Consider the following 22,868-nt stretch of genomic DNA (forward strand, 5'->3'; position numbering starts at 1 on the left):
GGGGGATATGATGGGAAAAGCAACTGGATTTATGGAATATTCGAGACAGACAACAGCTGAGAGACATCCAGCAGAACGGACGAAAGATTGGAACGATTACACCACTCCTCTTTCGGAAGAAGAAATCAAGAAACAAGGGGCACGCTGCATGGACTGCGGCGTTCCTACTTGTCAGTCCGGAGTGGAGATCAACGGGTCGACATCGGGCTGCCCTGTGTATCACCTGATACCCGAATGGAATGATCTTGTGTATCAGGGGCAATGGAAAGAGGCGTTGAAGCGGGAGCATCAGATGAATAACTTCCCGGAGTTCACCGGCTTTGCCTGTCCGGCTCCTTGTGAAGGGGCGTGTGTACTTGGAATCAATGAGCCGCCTGTTGCCATCAAGACCGTGGAACGCTCGATCATTGAGAAGGGGTTTGAGGAAGGCTGGGTCATTCCGGAACCGCCTCAGTTCCGGACCGGTAAGCGCGTGGCCATCGTCGGGTCAGGTCCAGCTGGATTGGCTTCCGCTGCGCAGCTGAATAAAGCAGGTCACCTTGTAACCGTTTTTGAAAAAAATGATCGGGTGGGCGGCCTTTTGACGTATGGGATTCCTGAAATGAAGCTTCCATACTCGGTCGTGAAGCGCCGTGTGGATATTTTAGAAGAAGAGGGCATTGAATTTGTAACGAATACGGAAGTCGGGAAAGACTACACGGTGGAAAATCTTCGGGAGAACTTTGATGCCGTCATCCTTTGCGGGGGAGCAGCCGTTCACCGTGACATCCAAGTCGATGGCCGTGATCTGAAAGGCGTTCATTATGCCATGGAATTCCTTCACGCTAATACGAAAAGCTTATTGGATTCGAACCTGGAAGATGGGAACTATATTTCTGCTGAAGGGAAGAATGTCATCGTCATCGGTGGAGGGGACACAGGTACAGACTGCCTGGCCACTTCTGTGAGGCATAATTGTAAAAGCCTGACTCAGTTCGATATATATGATAAAAAAGGTGCGATTCGGGATGAAGTGGGCAATCCTTGGCCTCAGTATCCAGTCATTCACCGTGTGGAATACGGTCAAAAAGAAGCGGCTGAAGTCCTTGGCGATGATCCACGTGCCTACGCTGTCATGACGAAGAAGTTTGTCGGTGATGAACATGGCCATATCAAGGAAGTTCATACGGTCAATGTGAAACTCCGCTATGATGAAAAAGGAAACAAGATCCGTGATGAAATCCCGGGAACTGAAAAAATATGGCCGGCGGACCTTGTCCTTCTGGCTATCGGATTCAGCGGACCCGAACAGGATCTGATTAAAGAGCTTGAAGTCGAAACAAACAGCAACTCCACGGTGAAAGCGGAGTACGGAAACTACATGACAAACGTCGATGGTGTCTTCGCTGCAGGAGACATGCGTCGTGGCCAAAGCCTCATCGTCTGGGCAATCAACGAAGGCCGGGAAGCAGCCCGCGAATGCGACCGCTACCTCATGGGCACAACTGAATTACCTTAATTTTTGAGGGACGGACCTCCGTCGGGCTAGATGCCTGATGGGGGTTTTTGTGTGTTTTGAGGGACGGACCTTTCATGGTTAGGTAGCCTGTTGGCAGGGAGCTGGTTTTGGGGGAATTGGATCGAATAATCTTTGAAAAGAGAGGGAAATCGGCCACTTTTAGAGGGGTGGTGAAACATCTATAGAAAGGTCTTCCAGTGGGTACTTAAATACTATAAAAAGGTATCTTATGGTTCCTGTAAAGGGGTCTTGGAATAGCTTTCTCAAGGAGGCTAGGGAATAATTGCGTCATTTTCGTAGGTGATTGCGTCATTATTAAATTTATTGCGTCATTTCCGTCTTAATTGCGTCGTTTTAAGTAGTAATTGCGCATTTTTCTATATTATGGAAAATCCTAATCCCAAACCTACATAATCCCCCTTGAAGGTCCGTCCCTCATCTCAATCATTAAAAGTAATCCTATCAATCTATCCCAATACACACCGGCATCCACTTCTAAACAACTAAATGCCGGAATATTTTTTAAAGAAGGGCTTTGTCCTCATGAAAGAGACAAGGCATCTTTCAAAAACAGACTGATAGGGGGAAAACAAAATGATGAAATACTTGCAGCGCATTGGTCGTTCGTTGATGCTTCCCGTTGCCGTGTTACCTGCTGCCGCGATCCTGATGGGGATCGGGTATTGGATCGATCCTTCGGGATGGGGGGCGGACAGTCCGATTGCCGCTTTCCTGATCAAGGCAGGGGCATCGATCATTGATAATATGGCGATTCTATTTGCTGTCGGGGTCGCACTCGGGATGGCAAAAGCACGGGATGGATCGGCGGCACTGAGCGGACTGGTCGCCTACCTTGTCATTACCACATTGCTGTCGACGGATTCCGTTGCTTTATTACAAGGCATTGAAAAAGAGGCAGTGAACCCTGCTTTTGATAAGATAGGAAATCAATTTGTCGGGATTCTGTCCGGGATTGTTGCGGCAAGTATGTACAATCGCTTCAGTTCAGTGAAGCTTCCGGATGCTCTTGCCTTTTTCAGCGGTAAGCGTTTGGTGCCAATCATGTCGGCCATAGCGATGCTCGTCGTTTCAGGTGTGATGCTGTTTGTGTGGCCGGTTATTTACACGGCGCTTGTTTCCTTTGGGAAGGAAATCAGCGGCCTCGGGTTTACGGGAGCCGGTATATACGGTTTCTTTAATCGTTTATTGATTCCCACCGGATTGCATCATGCGTTGAATTCCGTATTCTGGTTCGATGTTGCGGGAATCAATGATATCGGGAACTTCTGGTCGGGGACAGGGGAAAAAGGCGTGACGGGGATGTACCAGGCCGGATTCTTCCCTGTGATGATGTTCGGACTCCCTGCAGCAGGGCTTGCCATTTATCATGCGGCAAAACCAGGTAAGAAAAAACAGGTTGCCTCACTGATGCTTGCAGCCGGATTTGCTTCCTTTTTTACAGGGGTGACGGAACCTCTTGAATTTGCGTTTATGTTCGTGGCGCCGGCTTTATATGTAGCTCATGCAGTGCTTACGGGATTATCCCTTGCGATCGCTTCCTTCTTCCACTGGACGGCAGGCTTTGGTTTCAGCGCGGGCTTCGTCGATTTTGTCCTGAGCTCACGGCTCCCACTGGCGAATCTGCCGTATATGCTCCTCATTCAAGGGTTGGTATTTGCTCTTCTCTATTATTTCTTGTTCCGCTTTATGATTGCGAAATTCAATTTAATGACACCGGGTCGTGAAGAAGATAGTGAGGAGGTGGAGGCGGCGACAGTCCTCACCCAAGGAGATAGGTTCAGTTCCATGGCAGCAGAAATCTATGCCGGCCTCGGCGGAGATGAAAATGTCACCTCGGTTGAGAATTGCATTACCAGATTGAGAGTGGAAGTGAAGGACATGGAGGTTGTGGACCAGGAACGGATCAAAGCAACGGGGGTTCCGGGGATCCATGTGGTGGGGGAAAATAGCATTCATGTGATTGTCGGGACATCGGTGCAGTTTGTGGCAGACGAGATCGAGAGGATTCGGGGGTAAGGTCTTTCTTTCTCGGAATCTGCAAAAATCTCTCCAATAGTCTATACTTTATTTATAGAATTTTTTCCCGGAAAGGTTTTTTACCCATGACGAAATTGAAAGAATCGGATCTTTATCAGCCGATCCAGAAACATTTTCATAAACAGGGATATCAGGTGAACGGTGAAGTGAATGACTGTGATCTGACGGCGATGAAAGAGGGGGAGCTTGTGATCGTGGAGTTGAAGCTTTCCTTGAATGTCGAGCTCCTCATTCAGGCAACGAAGCGGCAGCGGCTGACGGATCTTGTGTATATTGCGATTCCTAAACCGAAGCGCACCCGGTCGAAGCGGTGGAATGATATACGTCATTTGGTCAGGCGTCTTGAACTTGGTCTGATCACGGTTTCCTTTACGACAAAGACGCCCAAGCTTGATTTTGTCATTCATCCGGAAGCCTTTGACAGAAAGACGGTTATGAGAAATAGTAAAAAGAAGCGGGCGGCCCTGGTGAAGGAAATCGAAGGCCGGAGCGCGGATTACAATGTAGGGGGCACCAATAAAACGAAGATTATGACCGCCTATAAGGAAAGTTGCATTCACATCGCCTGCTGCCTGGAAAAACACGGACCCATGTCCCCGAAGAATTTAACAAAGATGGGGACGGGTGACAAAACACCGTCCATCCTCCAGAAGAACTATTACCGATGGTTCGAGAGGGTGAAAAGGGGCGTGTATCAAATCACGGATACCGGCAGAGAGGAAATGCAGAGATATCCTGAACTTGTAAGCTATTACTCACAGAAAATAGAAGAAAACCAGTAAGAGCCTGCCTCCCGGGAAACCGGTGGCAGGCTCTTCTTTGCTTCCCACTACTAGTACCCCCATCCTTCACATATACATAACAACAGAGAAGGTAGCCGGGAGGACGAATGATGAAAAAGAAGATAGAGAGCACGATCCGGAATATGATAAGTGATCTACAGAAGATGCAAAGGGAAGATGGACACTGGTCGTTTTGTTTTGAAAATGTCGTGATGACCGATGCGTATATGATCATCCTTCTGCGAACGCTCTCAGGGGATGAGGATGAACTGGTTGGACAGCTGGTTGACCGCCTCTGGAAATGCCAGTCAAGGGAGGGAACGTGGAAGCTCTTTGAAGATGAAAAGGAAGGGAACCTGTCTTCAACCATTGAAGCATACTTTGCTCTGAGATTCAGTGGCATGGTCGACGAGGAGGATAAAAGACTTCTGAAAGCCAAACGGTTCATAGAGAAAAAAGGCGGTTTTCACAAGGCTCATACGATGACGAAATTCATGCTGGCCGTGCATGGTCAATATGAATGGAAGCATCTCCTGCCGATCCCCATTGAATTCCTGTTGCTTCCGAAGACATTTCCCCTGAATTTTTGGGACTTGAGCAGTTATGCAAGGGTGCATTTGGCTCCGATGATACTGTTGAAAGATCATAAATTTAAGATCCAAACAAGCAGTACCCCACACGTACAGGATTTGTCCCGTGCTGTAAAGGAAGAGAGGTACAGCGAACGGGAATGGAGATTGTTTTCGAAAATAAGTGAAGGCATACAGGCACTCGCAGGCCTGCCTTCCCAACTTCATCAGCAGGCAAGGCAGTTTGCCCTAGAGTACATGTTGCAGCGGATGGAGCGTGACGGGACCTATCTCAGTTATTTCAGCGCGACTTTTTATATGATTTATGCCATGTTGGCACTGGGATATAAGAAGAATGACCCTATCATCGTAAAGGCATTACAGGGGTTGAAGGACATGACATGCGAAACGAAGAAGGGCATCCATATCCAAAACTCTCCTTCTTCCGTGTGGGACACAGCTTTAATCAGCCATGCCCTTCAGGAAGCGGGGGTGGATACAGATGAAGCTGTCATACACAAATCAGTGGATTACCTTCTGAAGAAGCAGCACTTCAAATATGGGGACTGGGCGATAGAGACCGGGGTGAAACCCGGGGGATGGGGCTTTTCAGAGAGCAATAGCATTCACCCTGATGTGGACGATACAACGGCTGCTCTCAGGGCCCTTACGTATTCAGCTGCAGGTAACCCCCTTATCAGACAGTCATGGGACCGTGGGATTGAATGGGTGTTCGGTATGCAAAATCGTGACGGAGGATGGCCGGCTTTTGAAAAAAACAAGACAAAATCGATCCTTACTTCTTTTCCGGTGGACGGGGCAGAGGCGGCAGCCATCGACCCTTCCACTCCTGATTTAACCGGAAGAGCGCTTGAATTTCTGGGCAGCCGGGCAGGGTTGACCGCGGAACATCCAGAGGTAAAAAAAGGGGTTGAGTGGCTGAAACTGATGCAAAAAGAGGAGGGGTCCTGGTACGGTCGCTGGGGCGTCTGCTACATCTATGGAACATGGGCGGCCATCACCGGAATGAAAGCCGTGGGGGTATCTTCTTCTGATAAACATTTACAAAAAGCAAAAACGTGGCTGGAAAGCATTCAACGAAAAGACGGGGGGTGGGGGGAGTCCTGCTACAGCGATCAGGAAAAGACGTTCGTATCCCTTCCCTTCAGTACCCCTTCACAAACGGCATGGGCCCTGGAGTCGCTCATCTGTATCGAAGACAAACCGACACCTGCCATCGATCTGGGTATCATGGCGCTTCTCGAATTAAAGAACGGCGCAGACAATGAGACATCCAAAGCATATCCCACAGGCATCGGTCTTCCAGGAAACTTCTATATACACTACCACAGCTACCAATGGATATGGCCGCTGATCACACTCAGCCGGTACAATGAGAAATTCGGGTGAGGGACGGACCTCTTGAGGTCCGTCCCTCTATACGATAAGATGAAAGTGAGAATTTTCTGAAAAAAAGGTGGTTGTATGATGAGAGTGGATTCGTTCCCTTATCCCTTTAAGGGGGATGTGTATCGTTATTCTAATAATTCGGTTCCATTGGAAGAGCCAGGTTGTGTGGAGGTAACCACTTCGTATTCAAGTGAGGTCAGGCTGAAACGGAACCTGCTTACCGAACATCCTGAGAGGTGTTTCCAGTCCCGGTCGCATACCTTGAAAGCTCAATGGGAAATAGCCGAAATGGTGATGACACATCTGACAACCTATTATCCTCAGCAATTTTCCCTGGAAAGAAGTGAAGGGGAATGGACGTTTCACAATCACATCTTAGAAGAACACACAACGTTTACATTTGGGGATGAAGCCACGCTATCCTCAGAGCCCCTCGATTTCATCGGTCGTCATGTACAGGAGGATTTGATTTTTATGATGCAGCGTGATGGGGATTTATATATGGATGCGGGACAGTTATGTTTTCCGGCCAACTGGTCCCTTGCATTTACTATCGGAATGAGCTTCAAGGAGGTACACGGACCGATTCCGGGATTTAAGGAAGAGGGATTGGATCAGCGGATCCTGACGTTCTTGATGAGGATGCAAGCGGGAGATCCCTGGGTAAGGCGGAACTGGTCGCTAATGGCGGGAAATCGTCTGGATACTTCCCTGGAAACCTTTGATGAGTGGGGAAAAGGAAGAAGAAAGGTTTCAAAGGAAAACGTCGGGGAATACGTTCATTTTCGTGTAGAGGTGCAAAAGCTGTTCCGTTTGCCAGGTTCGAATGGGCTGCTCTTTACCATCCATACCCATCTTCTACCACTTGAAGAATTTGCGAAGAATCATGAATGGACGAATGAGTTTTATCATATTCTCCAGGATCTTCCCGACCATATAGCCGATTATAAGGGGATCACCTTATATAAAGAAGAGGTCGTCGGGTACTTGAATGAAAAGAAGGTGGGGATGTGAAGACACTCCTGCAGCCTTTGTTCGTACCGGGCAAACGAAAATATATATTTCTTGGTTATGAAGGAGGAATGAAGCGACTGTCTCCTATCATCCAAAGAGTAAAAAAGGATGATTATCCTAATCAATCGGTGTTGCTGGATGATAAGGAAGAAACGGATATTTCTCATTGGCTGGAAGATCAGAAAATGGGGAGTTATCTATACATAGCGATGGGATGGAACAAGCTCTCCTATTTTAAAAAAATGGCAGAGGCTCATGGTTTTTCAGCAGAAGAGACACAATATATCGGTCACGGAGTCAGGTGCATCCATGTATTCTGTTCTAAATGCCATCAGAAAATGGAAGTGGATGGTGAGCCAATCAGTCAAATTACGACCTGTCCTCATTGTCACTTGACCTTATCCATTTCCGATCATTATTCTCCTTTACATGAAGCCTATCTCGGGTATGCAGCATGTACAGAAACAGGGAGTGATCAGTAGTGAATCAGGCTAAAACCATAAACGTCACTGTCCAATCGATCCATCAGGAAACACCTTATGTCAAACGTTTTTCACTAATTCAAGCCGGGAATGAACTTCTCCCTCCTTTTAGCGGGGGTTCCCACATCACGACGTATATTAAGACAGGAGGGGAGACGATTGCACGATCCTATTCTCTTACGAACCCACCCGGTCAAAGGGACACCTATCACATCGCCATTCGGCTGAATGCACAATCTACAGGCGGGTCCCGTTATTGGCATGAGCAGATGAAAGCAGGAGACACCCTCTGCATCAGTCCTCCACAGAATCATTTCCCATTGAGCTTCCGTGCGAAGCACCATGTTTTCTATGCAGCGGGAATCGGGATCACGCCTTTCCTGTCCATGATGGCAGAACTTAAAAAGGAGGGACGCTCCTTTGAACTTCATTATGCGGCAAAGTCCGAGGAAGACTGCCCGTTTTTTACGTATTTAATGAAAGTGTATCCCAATGAGAGTCATTTTTATTTTTCAAGAGAAAGGAGATTGACTGATCAAAGCCTCTGGGAACATAGAATCGGAACTCATGTGTATTTCTGCGGTCCAACTTCTTTTATCGAAGGATTTACTGCAAGTGCCCTGAAAATTGGATATCCCCGATCAAGCATTCACTTTGAACGTTTTACTCCACTGCAGATAATGAAACGTCAGGACTTTTTGGTAGAAGTAGAAAATGGCCCGACCATTAAAGTGCCAAAGGATATGACATTATTAGAAGCCCTTCTCAAGGGTGGGGTCAATGCGCCATATTCCTGCCGGGTCGGTCGTTGCGGAACCTGTGAGGTGAACGTATTGGAGGGTGAAGTCGAGCACGGTGATTCTTTCTTAAGTGACAGTGAGAGGAGTGAACATCACTCGATATTAACATGTGTATCCAGGGCGAAAGCCGAGAAACTGCGGATTAAGCTTTAGTGCATTTTGACCGAAATCAAGGAGATTTAGCACCTTAATCCCAAAATGAATGTCAGGCGATCATGTCTTTCCTTGAAAACGTCTATGAGAAGCAGGTAAACTTTAAAGACTAGCTTCAAAGAAAGGATGTGCCCGCCATCAACAGTCTAGACAAACTATTCCGCAAAAGGATTCAATATTCAAGTCCAGATCCCGTAAGCTTTCAGGATCTGGATATCATATTAGAAAAAATGGCGCTTTATATTCCATTTGAAAATGTATGCATTATTGAAGAAAGATCCCGTATTCTGACCAAAGAGCATCTGGTGAATAAAATGCTCATTTTGAATGAGGGAGGTCTCTGTTATGAACTAAATTCACTCCTTTATTTATTCCTGATAGAAAACGGATTCGAAGCTTCCTTAATACAGGGAGCGGTCTATGATCATGCTTCAGGAGCGTTCGGTCGCATCGGAAGGACACATGTTGCCGTTAAGGTGTGTCACGAAAAACAGGATTATATTCTGGATGGGGGCTTCGGAGGGAATATTCCGATGAAACCCGTACCATTATCGGGGGAGACGGTCTCTTCGGGCAATGGGGAATTCAGGATACGTGCAGGTGAAACAGCTTATGGGGATTATAGATTAGAAATGAAATTGAAGCATAAAGACACCGATTGGAGAATCGGGTATGCATTTGATTCTAAACGAACGATCAGGGATGTGCGTTTCCTTGACGACGTCCGAGTCACAGTGGAAGAGCATCCCGCCTCACCCTTTAATAAACATCGGTTACTGACAAAACGAACGGATGACGGAAGTGTGACCTTGACGGAGACTTCCTTTACTCAATGGAAGAAAGGGAATGTAAAGAAAAGTGAAATAAATTCAGAGGAGTACCAGGAACTTTTGAACCTTTGGTTTTCTCAAACAGATAAAAGAGACCCGGAATGAATCCGGGTCTCTTCATTTACTTACCGAGCATCGCCATAATCCCTTTATAGATTAAGAAGAGTGAGAATACGAGAATAGCTAAAATACCGATGATGTCTGTTACAGGTGACACGCTTTCTAAAAATGTTCCGTTAAGTGGTGCCCTTAACAATGCGAAACCGGAAAGAATACCTGCTACTAATAAAAGAATGAATCGATCCATTCTGATCGCCTCCTTTCACGATAGTATATGAAGGAGGGATTGGGAAGTTGAACCCAATAATGGGAAGTGTTTTTATTCATGCATCTTTAGGGATCATTCCAATTCATAGTAACTGATTTCATTCGTCATCTTTTCGGATGCGAGCTCGAACCCTTTTTCGGTCTGTCCGGTTTTAACATAATATAAAAAGAGTTGCCTTTCATAATGCTGGTACATCAACTGACTGCCCGTCCTTTTAAAGTGGGGGAGGGCGGTTTTTTCCATATACTCATAGAGTTCTTCTTCATTTGTTTTCAAGGTGAGCAGATAGATTTCAAAGAACACAAAGGTGGGATCCTGGTGCTCCCTGGCTTTCTTCAGTCCACTGTTTGCCAGATGGTTGAGCTCTTCTTCAGAAAGAAGGTTTCCTTTCATACAGGAAAGGATGTATCCACTGAGTGTGACTAAATAAGAAGAAGCAGGGGTGTTCTCTGTAGTGAGCTCCAGAGCCCTTTCATACGATGTTTTCGATTCCTTATATCGCTTTCTCCGGAAATATTCGAATCCCAGGTTATTATGGATTTTATGTGCCCTTTCCATGGAGTTGACAGATTCACAGACTCTAAGGAGTTTATCATACTGTTGTTTGGTCTGTTCCATATCGAAAGGTTCCTTCGCGTTCAATTGAATTAATATGAGAATTTCAGAATCGATGACTCTGAGGATATTTAATGATTTTTGAAAAAACTGCAGGGCCCTTTGGCCGTAATAATAGGCGAACGTATTGGAATGGATGGAATGATAGGCTGTTGCCAGATGAAAATAATATTCAGCATTCGGGTATTCATCATCAATCTGTTTTAAGGACTGGATGCAGCAGTCAAATTTTCTTATTGAGTAAAAATAGATTCCTCTCACATGGAGTAATAAATTGGACTCATAAGGGGAAAGAGAGTCCTGTTTCGATTTGATCATGGTCAGGATTTCGTTTGCTCTTGGAGGGTTATCCAAGAACAGATGATACCTTGCTAATAATAAGTGATATTGAAAAAAGAAATCGGATAAAAATCGTAAAGGCTCTTGTTCGATTTCTGATTTAAGTTGGTGGATTTCATGGGTCCGGATCATGATGATCGCATCGTTCCATTTGGCCAATGCATGTTGCAAGGATTCATATCGCGAACGCTCCGCTATCATATCGACTCCGAGCCTTTTAGCAAGTAGATCGGTGATTTCACTTGAGTATTCTGTGATTCCCCTTTCGATTTTACTTAGATGTGTAGTGGAACAGATCCCCTGTGCAAGCTGCTCCTGGGTCAATCCTGATTCTTCCCGATGAAATTTAATCAATTTACCTTCAATCATAGTACACCTCGGAGTGAACATTTTATTATCCATTATAGGAAAAATATTCACATTGTTCTATAGGATTGGGACAAGACGGAGGTCTGAAGGCAGAAACATCCAATAGGCTAAATGGCCTTTTCTTCTTCAAGCTCATCCTGCACTTCCTTCACCAAATGAGGGGAATCGTTGATGATCTTCCCGATATAGAAGAATCCGGCAACGGTGATACCCGTCATGATCCAGCTGAACGCCTGTCGCAGGATGATCCCTTTATCAAATGCCTCTACACCATACTCCAAAATGAGCCATGCTTTCACGACAGCGAGAATCCCACTCCTCAGTGCGAAGCAAAGCGTGATCAACTGAAATAAGGTGTACAGAGGTTTCTTATAGAAAAGTCTCTTACTAAACGTACGGTCATGACCCTGGAGCTCTGCGAAATCAAGACCAAAGTATAAGGTGATGGGCCTTCTGATGATCATGGTCATGAGGAAAAATAAGCTGATCCCGGCAGCGTAATAGACATTATTCCAAAGAAGCTGTAAAGACGAACCTGCCAGTACGTCTATCAGGGTACCGACAATCAAAGTGAACAGAATGAACAGGCCGAATGTATTCACTTTCTTCATCTCGATGAATCGGTAGACGGTATAAATGATTCCTGGAACAGAGGAAAGGAGCATGGCGTAATAATCTCCGGTGTAATCCCTCATGATATTCCATACAAACAGAGGGAGGGCAACATAAATCATCAGATCGAATAGTACAATATTTTTCTTCACTTTTATCACTCTTTCTTTTTTTCCTTATATAAAGAGTACGGTTCTGAAAAGGACAAAGTTTCAAATTAATGGATAATGATTTTAAAAAATGAAATCGATTTCTTTTTTATGAAAAATCTTATTGAGATTCTTTCTCAATTAAACTATACTAATAAACAGTAATGAGAATCATTCTCGAGTGATTCGTGATCGTTGAGAGGGGTTACATAGAATGAACAGACCATGGAAAGTATTATCCGCGTCCGTTTTGGCATCTTCACTTTTACTTGCCGGATGTGTCAGTGATAAGGAAGAAGCGTCAAAATCAGACGGAGAAAAGAAAACGGGAGCAAGCAAGGTGAACGTCTCTGATTATACGTTCGATACTGCCGGGAATATGTTTGCGTATGCAGAATTTGAATTATCCGGCGAGCCGCTGGCAGAAAGCCTTGGCCTGGATTTAGATATATTAGATATCAATAAATTGGATCAGCCAACAAAATTTGATTATACAGCCGGCGTTGAATCCTATGAGTACTCTGAGGAAGCCATGTATGAAGTTGTCGAAAAATCGGGTCTCGGATTACATTTAATCAATGGCCCAGCTGTAGAAACCCTTCAAAATGGAAAAACAGCTGATGAAAAATTGGGAAGCCGCTTTTATGAATTGGCGGGTGCCGTCGGATATCCAGAAGATGAAATTTTCAGGAATATGTATCCGACGTTCATTGAATACTCTGCCGGCGATCCCCATTATAAGGGCAAAGTAGATACAAGTGAGTATGCAGCGAATGATGATGGAAGCTATGTACCTATGTATCAAGTAAACTTCGAATCACTCCGCTGGGACCGTAACAAGATGGAGAAGACCCTTGTCCCTTCCGCTTATGGGGCAACGTTCTTGAAGCAGGCGCTATGGGCAGGGGATTTCATGGGCGGCTTCCATACGATTGATGCTGATGAAGAATTGGCAGGAGAAACGTCCAAGGATGACGATGATCAGAATATTGCACTGGGAGTCAGCTCAGCAGATGGTTTCCAGGGAGCGGTTCTGACGGAAGAAATGTGGAATAAAGTGAATTATATTTCGAATGAATTGTTTGTGGATGGCACGACAGGGAAATTGACGGCTGCCGGCCTCGGAAGCCAGTATGATCCTTCAGAAGGATTCGTTTACTTACCACATAGTGTAGAAGTCACCGAAGATGGTAAACAGGCACCAAACGCAAAGTCACTTTCTATCAAAGATTCAAACAGTGTCCTTCAGGACCAGTGGATGATGCTTTGGCCGACTTCGGAATTCTATGGGATGACGGACCAAAGGGAAAGCAACCCGAACAAGACACCATCGTTCCAGGCGTTGTTTGACGGTGCACCGTATCCTTCTGCACCTAAAGAGAATACGGATGACTCGCCTGATAACGATGTGAAAGGAACAGATCCGTTCACAGCCAATCAAAACGTGATGCTGCATGTATTCAAGAATATTGATGCCATGCATTTCAATGATGATAAAGGAATGTTCATAACTGAAAATGATGGAAAAGAACAAGGGACGTATATGGATACGTTTCAGGCTGGTTACACGATGGAATCGATGAGGATCTTTCAGCGTGCCATCGATGGGCTCCCTGTCGGGTACGCTTCAGGGGAGTCTGCTGATGGATTAAAAACCGCTGAAGGCAAGCGTGCACTCGAAATGATCCGTAAGCAGGCAGACTTCATGATAGACAACCTGGTCATGGATTCAGGTCTTGTAGCAAAAGGTTTTGATACCAAAAAAGGTGCAGATAAGGATGTAACATTGGATGCTCAACTAGGTGCGATTAGAGGCTTGACAGCAGCTTATTTAGCCACCGATGATGAGAAATATCGCGAGGCAGCCCGCTCTATTTATGAAGCTTTGGATTCCGGGCTTTGGGATGACGAATTGAATGCATATGAAACATCGGAAGGGAAAATGGAGTATACCCCGTATACAGCAGGCGCATTGTCTGCCACCTACCGTGTCGCCCTGCAAAACTTAAGCAATCGGGAATCGGATTCTGAAACACCTGAAAGCCTTGAAATCGATATGATCACCTCACGCTACAGTGATTTCTATGATACGGTCATCGATGGTCCGTCCCTTGAAGAAGGAATGCAGGCAAGTGAATTCTGGGATACCGGGGATTATTACAACAGCAAGGATTCATCTGGAAATACCGATGGGGACAATGTTCCACAAGTTCAAGCCGGACATGGCAAAAATGGGATCGCGCCCGTATTGCTTCCTGTTACGGTCGAAAAACGATAAAGAAGGGATCCTATGAAGAAGATAATAGGATATGCGACGGCGTTTCTCTTAGCAGGAACGCTTGTTGCATGTTCGATTCAAACGACAACCAAAGACACCCCGAGCTTCGATACAGTTCGGAAAGAAGCAGTCAATAGCGATAACATCCTCCAAAACAAAGAAGGAACCGAGCTTTACATTGCCAATCTTGATGCCAATACGGTTTCCATTGTGAATGAGAAAACACAGAAGGTTGAAGAAGAAATTCCTGTCGGGAAAGAGCCGGTTCAATTGGCTTTATCACCGGATGAAGATCGCCTGTATGTATCGTGCAGGTATGATAATAAGATTGATGTCATCTCACTGGAAGAAGGGAAAGTAGTAGATTCCTATGAAGTGGGAAAGGAACCTTTTGGACTCCTGACAAGCCAAAATGGTAAGACCCTGTATGTAGCCAATTATCGGGAAAGCACGATCATGATGGTTGACGTGAAGAGTGGGGACGTAACTGAGACGATCCCAGTGCACGATCGACCAAGAACGTTGGCTGAAACAGCGGATGGGAAGAAGATATACATCCCTCATTATTTATCCGGTGAAATATCCGTGCTGGATGCAGAAAAGAAAAAGGTTGCAAAAACCTTTAAACTGGCAGACTCGCCTGATGTTTCTGACCGGAAAAAGAGCCAGGGTATCCCGAATACCCTTGAGCAATTTGTGATTGCACCCGATGGGAAAACAGCATGGATCCCCCACTTGGTGACCAATGTCGATACGCCCATTCAATTTGAGGAAACAATTTTCCCTGCCATTTCTATCATAGATGTGGAAAAAGATGAAGAATTGGTCAATGAGAGAAAAGAATTGTTTGATGAAATCAACGTGCTGGATTCAAAAAATGAGACGATGATCGTATCAAATCCTTATGATGTCGCCTTCCAAAAAGATGGATCGAAAGCATATGTGGTGATGTCGGGAAGTGAAGACTTAGTTGTTTTTGATCTGAAGCGCGGTGGGAATGCCACCCAGATTCTAAGAAGGATCGAAGGGGACAATCCCCGTGGGATCCTATTGAATAAGGATGGTGAAACCCTCTACGTCCATAATGCCATGAGTCACGACCTTGCAACCATTGACTCTGGAGGTGAATCTGTACATTCGAGGGCGAAGAAGCTCAATGACAATATTTCCTTGATTAAAAAGGATCCGTTAGATCCGCAAATCCGTAAGGGGAAAACGATATTTTACAGCGCCAACAGTGAAGAATTTGAAGCAGATATTACCGGCAACAACTGGATGAGCTGTGCGTCCTGTCACAGTGATGGGGAGATCAATGGCCTGACTCTCATGACTGGAAAGGGGCAAAGGAATGTCCCGACCAATGTGCAAACGTCAGAAAATGGTCTCTTCCTTTGGGACGGCAGCCGGGATGACTTTACGGATTATCTCCTGACGGTCCAGGGTGAAATGGGCGGCATGATGAAATATGAGCCTGGTGAAGAACTGCCGGCGAATGTTGAGAAGATGTATGATGATTTATTCGCCTTTCTGAAGGAACCGCAATCTTTCCCCGTTCCACAGAGTCCTTATAAGGAAAATGGGGAATTAACCAGCTCGGCGAAAGAGGGAAAGGCTCTCTTTGAAGGAAAAGCATCCTGCATCTCCTGTCATAGCGGAAGTCAGTTTACGGATAGTGTGAAAGCAACAGGTGAGGATGGGAAGCTGACAACGGATGTGACAGACTATCTACATGATATCGGGACAGCCAACCGGTATGACATGTCAACGAAAGGTGATCCACGGGCGAAATTCACAAATCCTCGTGATGGAAAAAGTTTTGATACACCAAGTCTGGTGGGAGTATGGGCGACTGGCCCATATCTTCATGATGGTAGTGCCGGGACCATTGAGGAATCCATCCTGGGCCATCAATATGAGGGGAAATCGGAGCTGAGTCAAATCGAAATGTCCAAGATTGCCGATTATGTAAGGTCCCTTGACTAATGCGATGAAAAAGCTTGAGGAAACCGTTCCTCAAGCTTTTTTATGGTGTGCTATGTTTCGGAATGAAATCCATCGTACCTCCAATCACTTCGTCTTCCTTTAAAACATTGACGTACAATAGAAGTCCGGTAAGTGTTTTTCCATTTTCAGAGATTTCTATATAGTCTTCATTGGTTATTAGGTTTTCTCCGAGCTTGATGTCCTCAGGCTGGTTATCCGGAATGAACATAAGATCCAGGCGGTACCTTTTATTGGGATCGGGCCATTTCAAAACGGTTAATTCAATCGATCCTTCCTTACCCACTTTCGCAGTTGAAGCAAGGGCGATATCTTCAGGTTCAACCTGATAGGTCTGGATTTCTTCAAGTGACACAGTTTCGTCATAGGGTTTGAGCATAATATACAAAACAGAGCCCTGCGGCAGGTCGGTGTCACCTCTTATAATGATCTGATGTGGTTTAAACGAGACGGATGCATCCATCATAATATTTTGAGGTTTGTGGGGCTGATTTTCCTTGGCGGCAGTGAAACTAATTCGGCAACCAGATAATAGACTAAGTAAGACCAGCATTGCAAGACTCAGTAGTACCCATTTTCCCTTCATATTGGAGTCCCCTTCATCTCTTCATTTTCAGAATTGTGTTTACAATTATATTACAGTATTGTAACATAAATATAGAAAAAATGTATCAATTTGGAAGTTGTATGGAGGGATGTTATGAAAAGGGTGTTTGAGATTCCCTTTCATTTTTTGGTTGTCGTGTTGGGTTTATATTTACTTAGCGGGATCGGTTCGCTACTCGCATATGATACAGAGCTTTTGATTAACCTGGCAGCATATGGGCACAGACTGCAACAGACCTGGATTGACATCATGCATCCCTCATCGATCTACATTTATTGGGGAGAGGGAAATAAGCAATACAGCATCACTGAAGTCTTTTCCAAGACGTATTTTTACTCGTTTTTGATTCTTTTCAGTTCGTTCTTCTTAGCGGTCTGCCTGTCAGTGCTATTCAGCTATTCTCTCATGTTATTACCCCGGAAAGCATATCGTTTCTCTACTAAGATTATCAATGGACTGGATGCTTTGCCGGATGTGTTCATTGTCGTTCTATTTCAACTTTTTATCATCTGGTTATTCAAAAAGACGAATCTGTTGGTGTTCGATATTTATGCCCTGGGTGAAGAGCGGATCTACTTTTTACCTATTCTTTGCTTGTCGGTGATTCCGGCCGTGTTCTTATTAAAACAGTTTTTGTTTCAGTTAAAAGAAGAAGAAAATAAACCCTATGTGGAGTTTTCGTATTCAAAAGGATTCAGGAGGGCCTATACGGTTTGGCATCATCTGTTCCGGAATGTATGGGTACACTTCTTCTTTCATCTGAAGCCGATCTTTCTACTGATGCTTTCAAACCTATTAATCATTGAACTTCTATTTAACATCAATGGATTCATGCAGGTGCTGCTGCGAACGGCGACCAGTTCACCGGCTGCATTCTTCCTTGGGATGCTTCTCATTTTTGTCCCGTTCTTTATCGTCTTTACGATAGGTTCTAACATTCTATCAAAATGGTTGAAAGGAGGGGAACAGAATAGTGAATAGCTGGATGGCCAAACGATTGGCATTTCCGTTCCTGATCCTGATAGCCTTTATTGCTGTCAGCTTCCTGGTACCCGTACTGAATCCCGGTTATGATGAGGTTGTGGACTATCTCTCGGATGAGAATGGGAGAGTGATAGCAGCACCGCCGTTCACCCCGAGTGAAATGCCTCCTTTAGGGAGTGATAAACTGGGGAGGAACTTTCTGTTGCTCTTATTAGTCGGAGCGAAATATACCATTTTTGCTTCTCTAGCCATCGCCTTATTACGTATGGTTTTAGGGTTTTTCTTTGCTGTACTGTATACCTTCCTTCCTGCATTTCTGGGAAGGTTTATTAAAGGGCTGGGAGAGTCGTTCCAATATATTCCTCTCGCCATTATCGTATTTGCGTTACTCGTTCCCCTCGAAGGAGCCTTTCATTCCGAGGTCCTGCCGTCCAACCGGTACTTCGTCATTCAGGTGGTTGCGATTGCCGCTGTGACGATCCCGTCTCTCGGAATCTATTTAGGAGAAGAGATGAAGCTCTTTATGAAGAGCGAATTCATACAGGTATCACGAACGATGGGGGCAGGAAGATTCCATCTGATCAAGCAGCACCTGCTTCCACAGTTCAGAAGACACTCAATCGTGTTATTTTCAGAGCAGGTTTCCCAGACCCTTGCTCTGCTCATACAGCTCGGAATTCTTCATATGTGTCTTGGTGGCCTTAAGATCGCCAACTTTGGCATCATGGAAAGCATCCCGGTTTACTTTTCCGAAACAAACGAATGGGCAGCGACGATCGCCATCAACATCCAGCAGATCTTCCTGCGCCCGATGCTTGTCGTCGTCCCACTGACGCTATTCGCCATCTTGATCTTGTGTGTGAACTGGATTAGTTCGATCCTTAGGAGGTCCTTGATTGAAGGGGAAGGTGGGAAGGTGAAGAAAAAGGCGGAAGAAAAACATCATGAAAGAACAGTAGCTGTATCGAAGGACCTTTTCACTTTGAAACAGTAGGAGGAAGTAGGTTGAATTAGGATGAAGGAAAAACAAGGTGGAAAGATTTTTTTGGTTGTATCTATCCTATTCTTATTATTTGGTGGAGTGGTTACCGTTTACGCTGGGTTTGAACCGGACCCAGATCGTTCCTTATGGTTTCCGCTAATTTTCCTGGCCACTATGATCATCAATGTATACATTTCAATGAAAGAAAGCCGTCCCTACTATACAATGGGATTTAGTCTGATGGCTGTCTCTTCTCTTTTATACATGGTCATTCCGTACCTGATATAGAAAACACTCAGAAATCTTCAATGATTTCTGAGTGTTCTTTTTTTACAGTATCAAGGCACAGTTCTTTCTGTGTTCTTTTCTTTTGTAAAGGAAGACTTTTTATAAGTTCCTTATCAAGTAATGAGTATGATATATTAATATAATAGAAAATTCAGTATAATCAGGGGTATTTGGATGAATAGACTTCTTAAGGTGCCGCTTCAGATCAAAATATTGGGCTTGGTCATTTCGCTTCTGCTGATCGTGATCGGGCTGCTTACATGGATGTTTGCATACAGGGAATCACAGGAAGACGTTGCTCAGGCAGAAGATCTGGCGATGCAAACAGCCAAGACACTTTCGTATATGCCGGTGATTCAGGATTCTTTTAAGAATGAAGAGCCAGTTGAAGATCTAAGTGTGGTCACGGAACAAATCCGTGACCAGGTGGATGCTTCTGCTGTCCTGATTGAAAACAGGGACGGACAGATATTCAGTTTTGTCGGACAAGCGATTGGGGATGGGGATCCAGAAGACCGTTATCGTGCACTGGTATTCGGAAGTAATAATCTGATTCATACCGGGGATGGCGACGAAGAAGTGTTAAAGGGGATTGTCCCGGTCATGATCCGGTATGACAACTACAAAAAAGTCGAAGGCACCGTAACGGTGGAGTTTGATATGAAAACCATTCGGAATAAGATTGCCTATGAAATCCGCACAATGCTTGCTCTTTCAGGGGGTGTCCTGATCCTCGGGGTGTTCGGCAGTCTGTTTTTGGCCAGGAGTATCAGAAGGGATACACTCGGTCTGGAACCGTATCAGATCAGTGCACTCTTCAGAGAAAGAAATGCGGTTCTGCAATCTGTAAAGGAAGGGATTTTAGCCATCGACACACAAGGTGTGATTACGATGATGAATCAATCTGCCCGTGAGTTACTTGATATTAAGCAAAATGTTGAGGGTAAATTCGTTACAGAAGTCATTTCTTCTCAAACGATGCCCGACATGCTGGCTTCTTCTTTGCATATTTCCAACATCGAACTTCAATATAAAGAAAAGACGATGATCGTCAATGCCCAGCCTATCATCGAAAATAATCAGAAGGCAGGAACTGTGTTCAGCTTTAGGGACCGGACAGAAATTAAACAAATGGTGGATGCCCTTTCGGAAGTTCAGCAATATTCTCAGGACTTACGGGCACAAACGCACGAATTTAAAAACAAACTGCATGTACTTCTCGGGTTGCTTCAGCTCCATAAATATGAAGAAGCCATCACATTCCTCACCGAGGAATCGGATCTGCAGGAGTATCATTCGACCATATTCTTTCAGAGTATCCTGGATGAGAAAGTTCAGGCCATTCTATTAGGGAAGATTGCAAAGGCATCAGAAAAGAAAATAGATTTCCAAATCGACAGTGAAAGTTCGCTTTCCCCGCTTCCTGTATTCATCGGTCTTTCACCCCTTATCGTTATATTAGGGAATCTGATTGATAATGCATTCGAAGCGGTGATGGACCAAAACCAAAAGATCAAAGTCGTTTCTTTTTTCGTTACCGACATTGGCAACGATATCATCTTTGAAATCGCTGATAACGGAAAAGGGATATCTGAAGAAGAAGAGGGACGTATTCTTCAGAAAGGAGTCTCATCCAAGGGTGACCACCGGGGGTATGGACTTGCAAACGTCCAGGAAGAACTGTCCCTGCTCGGGGGTACAATCGAATGGGATTCCAAAAAGGATAAAGGGACGGTTTTCACTGTCATCCTGCCGAAATCACACACAAAAGGGGAATAGGTATGATTAAAGTGGTCATTGCCGAAGATGATTTTCGCATTGCACAAATACATGAAGAATTTCTGGCGAAGAATGAGCAGCTGACATTAGTCGGTAAAGCGATGAATGCTAAGGAAACATTGACGATTCTTGATGAACAATATGTTGATTTGCTTCTACTTGATGTATATATGCCTGATCAGCTTGGTACTGAATTACTGCATAAAATCCGCTCTGATTATCCTTCCGTTGATGTCATCATGATCACAGCTGCGAAAGATAAGGCTTTTTTAGAAAAGGCACTCCGGTACGGTGTCGAACATTATTTGATCAAACCGGTGACACTGGAGAAATTCCAAGAAGCCATCACGTCTTATCTCCAGAAAAAAGTGATGCTTGATTCTGCTGAAGAGGTCAATCAGCAAATCTTGGACCAATTCTTTGGGAAGGAAAAAAAGAAACCTGCCGAAAAAAGATACGATCTTCCGCCGGGCATCGATTATTTGACTCTTCATAAAGTGACATCCATCCTGCAAGAGGAAAAAGAAGGGATCACCTCAGAAAGAGTCGGCGAAAAGATGGGGGCATCCCGGACAACCGCACGGAGATATCTCGAATATCTGGTGGGGATAAAAGATGCCACTGTCGAGCATGTCTATGGGATCGTCGGACGTCCCGAAAGAAGATACCGAATTGGAAGTGAGAATGCAGTGAAATAGTTTCCGAGAGAGATTGTGTCTGCCACATCGATTTAAGTGATCACTTAAATCGATGTGGCAGACTTCTTTATTTGCAGAAGGCCAGAAACCGGTGAACAAAATGAACAAAATCCCCACAAGTTTTTTAAAACATAATATTTTGGAAACGTTTACATAAACTCATTCGGCAACTAGGATTAAATTAACGTATTTCACCGTTTTAACAGGGGATGTTTCTGGTGAGTACAAACAAGATAAAAGGGGTGCAGAAAAAATGAAAAGGTTTGGCTTCGTATTGATTATTTGTGTAATGACGTTAATGACAGCTTGTTCCAGCTCTGCTTCGGGAGATAAGGAATTTCCGTCAAAGAATATTGAAATCATTGCACCGGCTTCTCCGGGCGGAGGCTGGGATTTAACAGCTCGTTCTGTCCAGAAGGTTTTGCGTGACAACGACATTGTGGATAAAAACATCAATGTCATCAACAAACCGGGCGGAGGCGGAGAAGCGGGATGGAAGTATCTTGAGAAGAAGGATGCCCATCATCTTGCAATCAATTCAAGTCTGGTACTGACAAATAAATTATTGGGACAAAGCGATCTATCCTACGAACAATTTACGCCGATTGCGACACTGGCAACAGAGTGGCAAGCTCTTACAGTCCCTGTGGATTCAAAGTATGAAACGGCAAATGAATTGCTGGAACAAATGAAGAAAGACCCTAAATCAATTAAAATAGGGGTCGGTCCTGGACTTGGGAACGATGACCACCTGTCGATTGTACAGGCCGCAAGTGAGAAGGGGATCGATCCTACTAATCTTGACTTTCTTGTCTATGAAGGCGGCGGCGACGTCGTGACGGCACTGCTCGGGGGACATGTGGATGCAGTAACGACTTCCCTTTCAGAAGTGAAAGAGCAACACTTGGCAGGGAAGCTTAAAATTCTTGCGGTATCCTCTGAAAAAAGGCTTGAAGGGCTGGATGACGTTCCAACCTGGACGGAAGAAGGAGTGGACATGGTGTTCCCTCACTGGAGAGGCATCATGGGTCCTGGGGATATGACAGAAGATGAAATCGCCTATTGGGATGAAAAAATCGGCGAAATGGTCAAAACGGATGAATGGAAGAAGATGCTTGAAAACAATGACTGGGATGATTTTTATAAGGACAGCAAGGAAACAAAGGAATTCATGAAGGAACAGGAAAAATTATATTCCGATCTAGTGGAGAACTCCGGGTTGAAAAAGTAAAGTAAGTGACGG

The 22,868-nt window shown here is 44.8% G+C and carries 20 protein-coding genes; 16 read left to right on the plus strand and 4 right to left on the minus strand.

Going from position 1 to position 22,868, the window contains the following annotated elements:
- Positions 1-10 precede the first annotated feature (10 nt).
- The 8 genes from M1J35_RS08700 (at position 11) to M1J35_RS08735 (ending at position 9,701) form a co-directional block, all read left to right on the plus strand.
- Positions 11-1,498 (plus strand): glutamate synthase subunit beta, encoded by a 1,488-nt coding sequence (locus M1J35_RS08700; protein WP_254653717.1) that lies wholly within the window; start codon positions 11-13, stop codon positions 1,496-1,498.
- Between the two features lie 594 nt (positions 1,499-2,092).
- A complete protein-coding gene (nagE, locus tag M1J35_RS08705) occupies positions 2,093-3,535 on the plus strand; it encodes an N-acetylglucosamine-specific PTS transporter subunit IIBC (RefSeq protein ID WP_254653427.1) in 1,443 nt (480 codons plus the stop codon).
- Between the two features lie 86 nt (positions 3,536-3,621).
- Entirely contained in the window at positions 3,622-4,338 is a 717-nt protein-coding gene (locus M1J35_RS08710) for a DUF2161 domain-containing phosphodiesterase (protein WP_224520705.1), read from the plus strand.
- Between the two features lie 107 nt (positions 4,339-4,445).
- Complete coding sequence (gene shc / locus M1J35_RS08715; RefSeq protein WP_371928719.1) at positions 4,446-6,317, plus strand: squalene--hopene cyclase; 1,872 nt, start codon at positions 4,446-4,448, stop codon at positions 6,315-6,317.
- Positions 6,318-6,392: 75 nt separating this feature from the next.
- Positions 6,393-7,331: a heme-dependent oxidative N-demethylase family protein gene (locus tag M1J35_RS08720; protein WP_254653428.1), complete on the plus strand. Its 939-nt coding sequence runs from the start codon at positions 6,393-6,395 to the stop codon at positions 7,329-7,331.
- Complete coding sequence (locus M1J35_RS08725) at positions 7,328-7,813, plus strand: dimethylamine monooxygenase subunit DmmA family protein (protein ID WP_254653429.1); 486 nt, start codon at positions 7,328-7,330, stop codon at positions 7,811-7,813. The genes M1J35_RS08720 and M1J35_RS08725 overlap by 4 nt, the downstream gene beginning before the upstream one ends.
- Positions 7,813-8,766 (plus strand): PDR/VanB family oxidoreductase, encoded by a 954-nt coding sequence (locus M1J35_RS08730; protein WP_254653430.1) that lies wholly within the window; start codon positions 7,813-7,815, stop codon positions 8,764-8,766. The genes M1J35_RS08725 and M1J35_RS08730 overlap by 1 nt, the downstream gene beginning before the upstream one ends.
- Positions 8,767-8,996: 230 nt before the next feature.
- Positions 8,997-9,701, plus strand: a complete 705-nt coding sequence (locus tag M1J35_RS08735) for an arylamine N-acetyltransferase family protein (RefSeq protein ID WP_371928720.1) — start codon at positions 8,997-8,999, stop codon at positions 9,699-9,701.
- Positions 9,702-9,717: 16 nt separating this feature from the next.
- Here M1J35_RS08735 and M1J35_RS08740 read toward each other — a convergent pair whose 3' ends face one another.
- The 3 genes from M1J35_RS08740 to M1J35_RS08750 form a co-directional block, all read right to left on the minus strand.
- Positions 9,718-9,903 carry a hypothetical protein gene (locus M1J35_RS08740; RefSeq protein ID WP_034762451.1) on the minus strand — a complete coding sequence of 62 codons (186 nt, stop codon included), beginning with the start codon at positions 9,901-9,903 and terminating at the stop codon, positions 9,718-9,720.
- A gap of 93 nt (positions 9,904-9,996) precedes the next feature.
- Complete coding sequence (locus M1J35_RS08745; protein WP_254653431.1) at positions 9,997-11,247, minus strand: helix-turn-helix domain-containing protein; 1,251 nt, start codon at positions 11,245-11,247, stop codon at positions 9,997-9,999.
- A gap of 107 nt (positions 11,248-11,354) precedes the next feature.
- Entirely contained in the window at positions 11,355-12,011 is a 657-nt protein-coding gene (locus M1J35_RS08750) for a VC0807 family protein (protein ID WP_254653432.1), read from the minus strand.
- 211 nt (positions 12,012-12,222) lie between these two features.
- Here M1J35_RS08750 and M1J35_RS08755 point away from each other — a divergent pair, with 211 nt between their 5' ends.
- Together M1J35_RS08755 and M1J35_RS08760 are read left to right on the plus strand one after the other, a co-directional pair.
- On the plus strand, positions 12,223-14,286 hold the full coding sequence (locus M1J35_RS08755; protein WP_254653433.1) for a hypothetical protein: 2,064 nt from the start codon (positions 12,223-12,225) through the stop codon (positions 14,284-14,286).
- A 12-nt stretch (positions 14,287-14,298) separates the two neighbouring features.
- The gene (locus tag M1J35_RS08760) at positions 14,299-16,269 is read left to right on the plus strand and encodes a beta-propeller fold lactonase family protein (RefSeq protein ID WP_254653434.1); all 1,971 of its coding nucleotides are present in this window, start codon (positions 14,299-14,301) and stop codon (positions 16,267-16,269) included.
- Positions 16,270-16,309: 40 nt separating this feature from the next.
- On the opposite strand, the gene M1J35_RS08765 is transcribed toward M1J35_RS08760, so the two are convergent.
- Positions 16,310-16,873 carry a hypothetical protein gene (locus M1J35_RS08765; RefSeq protein WP_224520696.1) on the minus strand — a complete coding sequence of 188 codons (564 nt, stop codon included), beginning with the start codon at positions 16,871-16,873 and terminating at the stop codon, positions 16,310-16,312.
- A 114-nt stretch (positions 16,874-16,987) separates the two neighbouring features.
- On the opposite strand from M1J35_RS08765, the gene M1J35_RS08770 reads away from it, so the two are divergent.
- From M1J35_RS08770 to M1J35_RS08795, 6 genes are all read left to right on the plus strand, one after another.
- Positions 16,988-17,875, plus strand: a complete 888-nt coding sequence (locus M1J35_RS08770) for an ABC transporter permease subunit (RefSeq protein ID WP_254653435.1) — start codon at positions 16,988-16,990, stop codon at positions 17,873-17,875.
- Positions 17,868-18,872, plus strand: coding sequence for a hypothetical protein (locus M1J35_RS08775; protein ID WP_254653436.1), 1,005 nt, complete (start codon positions 17,868-17,870; stop codon positions 18,870-18,872). The genes M1J35_RS08770 and M1J35_RS08775 overlap by 8 nt, the downstream gene beginning before the upstream one ends.
- A gap of 21 nt (positions 18,873-18,893) precedes the next feature.
- Positions 18,894-19,148, plus strand: coding sequence for a hypothetical protein (locus M1J35_RS08780; protein ID WP_224520693.1), 255 nt, complete (start codon positions 18,894-18,896; stop codon positions 19,146-19,148).
- Between the two features lie 174 nt (positions 19,149-19,322).
- The gene (locus M1J35_RS08785; protein ID WP_254653437.1) at positions 19,323-20,927 is read left to right on the plus strand and encodes a sensor histidine kinase; all 1,605 of its coding nucleotides are present in this window, start codon (positions 19,323-19,325) and stop codon (positions 20,925-20,927) included.
- Between the two features lie 2 nt (positions 20,928-20,929).
- Complete coding sequence (locus M1J35_RS08790; RefSeq protein WP_254653438.1) at positions 20,930-21,625, plus strand: response regulator; 696 nt, start codon at positions 20,930-20,932, stop codon at positions 21,623-21,625.
- Positions 21,626-21,878: 253 nt separating this feature from the next.
- Entirely contained in the window at positions 21,879-22,856 is a 978-nt protein-coding gene (locus tag M1J35_RS08795) for a tripartite tricarboxylate transporter substrate binding protein (protein WP_254653439.1), read from the plus strand.
- The last annotated feature ends 12 nt before the right edge of the window (positions 22,857-22,868 follow it).

The sequence above is a fragment of the Rossellomorea sp. KS-H15a genome (assembly GCF_024195245.1).
GTDB classification, from domain to species: Bacteria; Bacillota; Bacilli; order Bacillales; family Bacillaceae_B; genus Rossellomorea; species Rossellomorea vietnamensis.

Coding starts and splice junctions, on each gene's coding strand:
- M1J35_RS08700 (WP_254653717.1), top strand. CDS start 11: ATGGGAAAAGCAACTGGATTTATGGAATATTCGAGACAGACAACAGCT.
- nagE (WP_254653427.1), top strand. CDS start 2,093: ATGATGAAATACTTGCAGCGCATTGGTCGTTCGTTGATGCTTCCCGTT.
- M1J35_RS08710 (WP_224520705.1), top strand. CDS start 3,622: ATGACGAAATTGAAAGAATCGGATCTTTATCAGCCGATCCAGAAACAT.
- shc (WP_371928719.1), top strand. CDS start 4,446: ATGATGAAAAAGAAGATAGAGAGCACGATCCGGAATATGATAAGTGAT.
- M1J35_RS08720 (WP_254653428.1), top strand. CDS start 6,393: ATGATGAGAGTGGATTCGTTCCCTTATCCCTTTAAGGGGGATGTGTAT.
- M1J35_RS08735 (WP_371928720.1), top strand. CDS start 8,997: ATGGCGCTTTATATTCCATTTGAAAATGTATGCATTATTGAAGAAAGA.
- M1J35_RS08740 (WP_034762451.1), bottom strand. CDS start 9,903: ATGGATCGATTCATTCTTTTATTAGTAGCAGGTATTCTTTCCGGTTTC.
- M1J35_RS08745 (WP_254653431.1), bottom strand. CDS start 11,247: ATGATTGAAGGTAAATTGATTAAATTTCATCGGGAAGAATCAGGATTG.
- M1J35_RS08755 (WP_254653433.1), top strand. CDS start 12,223: ATGAACAGACCATGGAAAGTATTATCCGCGTCCGTTTTGGCATCTTCA.
- M1J35_RS08760 (WP_254653434.1), top strand. CDS start 14,299: ATGAAGAAGATAATAGGATATGCGACGGCGTTTCTCTTAGCAGGAACG.
- M1J35_RS08765 (WP_224520696.1), bottom strand. CDS start 16,873: ATGAAGGGAAAATGGGTACTACTGAGTCTTGCAATGCTGGTCTTACTT.
- M1J35_RS08770 (WP_254653435.1), top strand. CDS start 16,988: ATGAAAAGGGTGTTTGAGATTCCCTTTCATTTTTTGGTTGTCGTGTTG.
- M1J35_RS08780 (WP_224520693.1), top strand. CDS start 18,894: ATGAAGGAAAAACAAGGTGGAAAGATTTTTTTGGTTGTATCTATCCTA.
- M1J35_RS08785 (WP_254653437.1), top strand. CDS start 19,323: ATGAATAGACTTCTTAAGGTGCCGCTTCAGATCAAAATATTGGGCTTG.
- M1J35_RS08790 (WP_254653438.1), top strand. CDS start 20,930: ATGATTAAAGTGGTCATTGCCGAAGATGATTTTCGCATTGCACAAATA.
- M1J35_RS08795 (WP_254653439.1), top strand. CDS start 21,879: ATGAAAAGGTTTGGCTTCGTATTGATTATTTGTGTAATGACGTTAATG.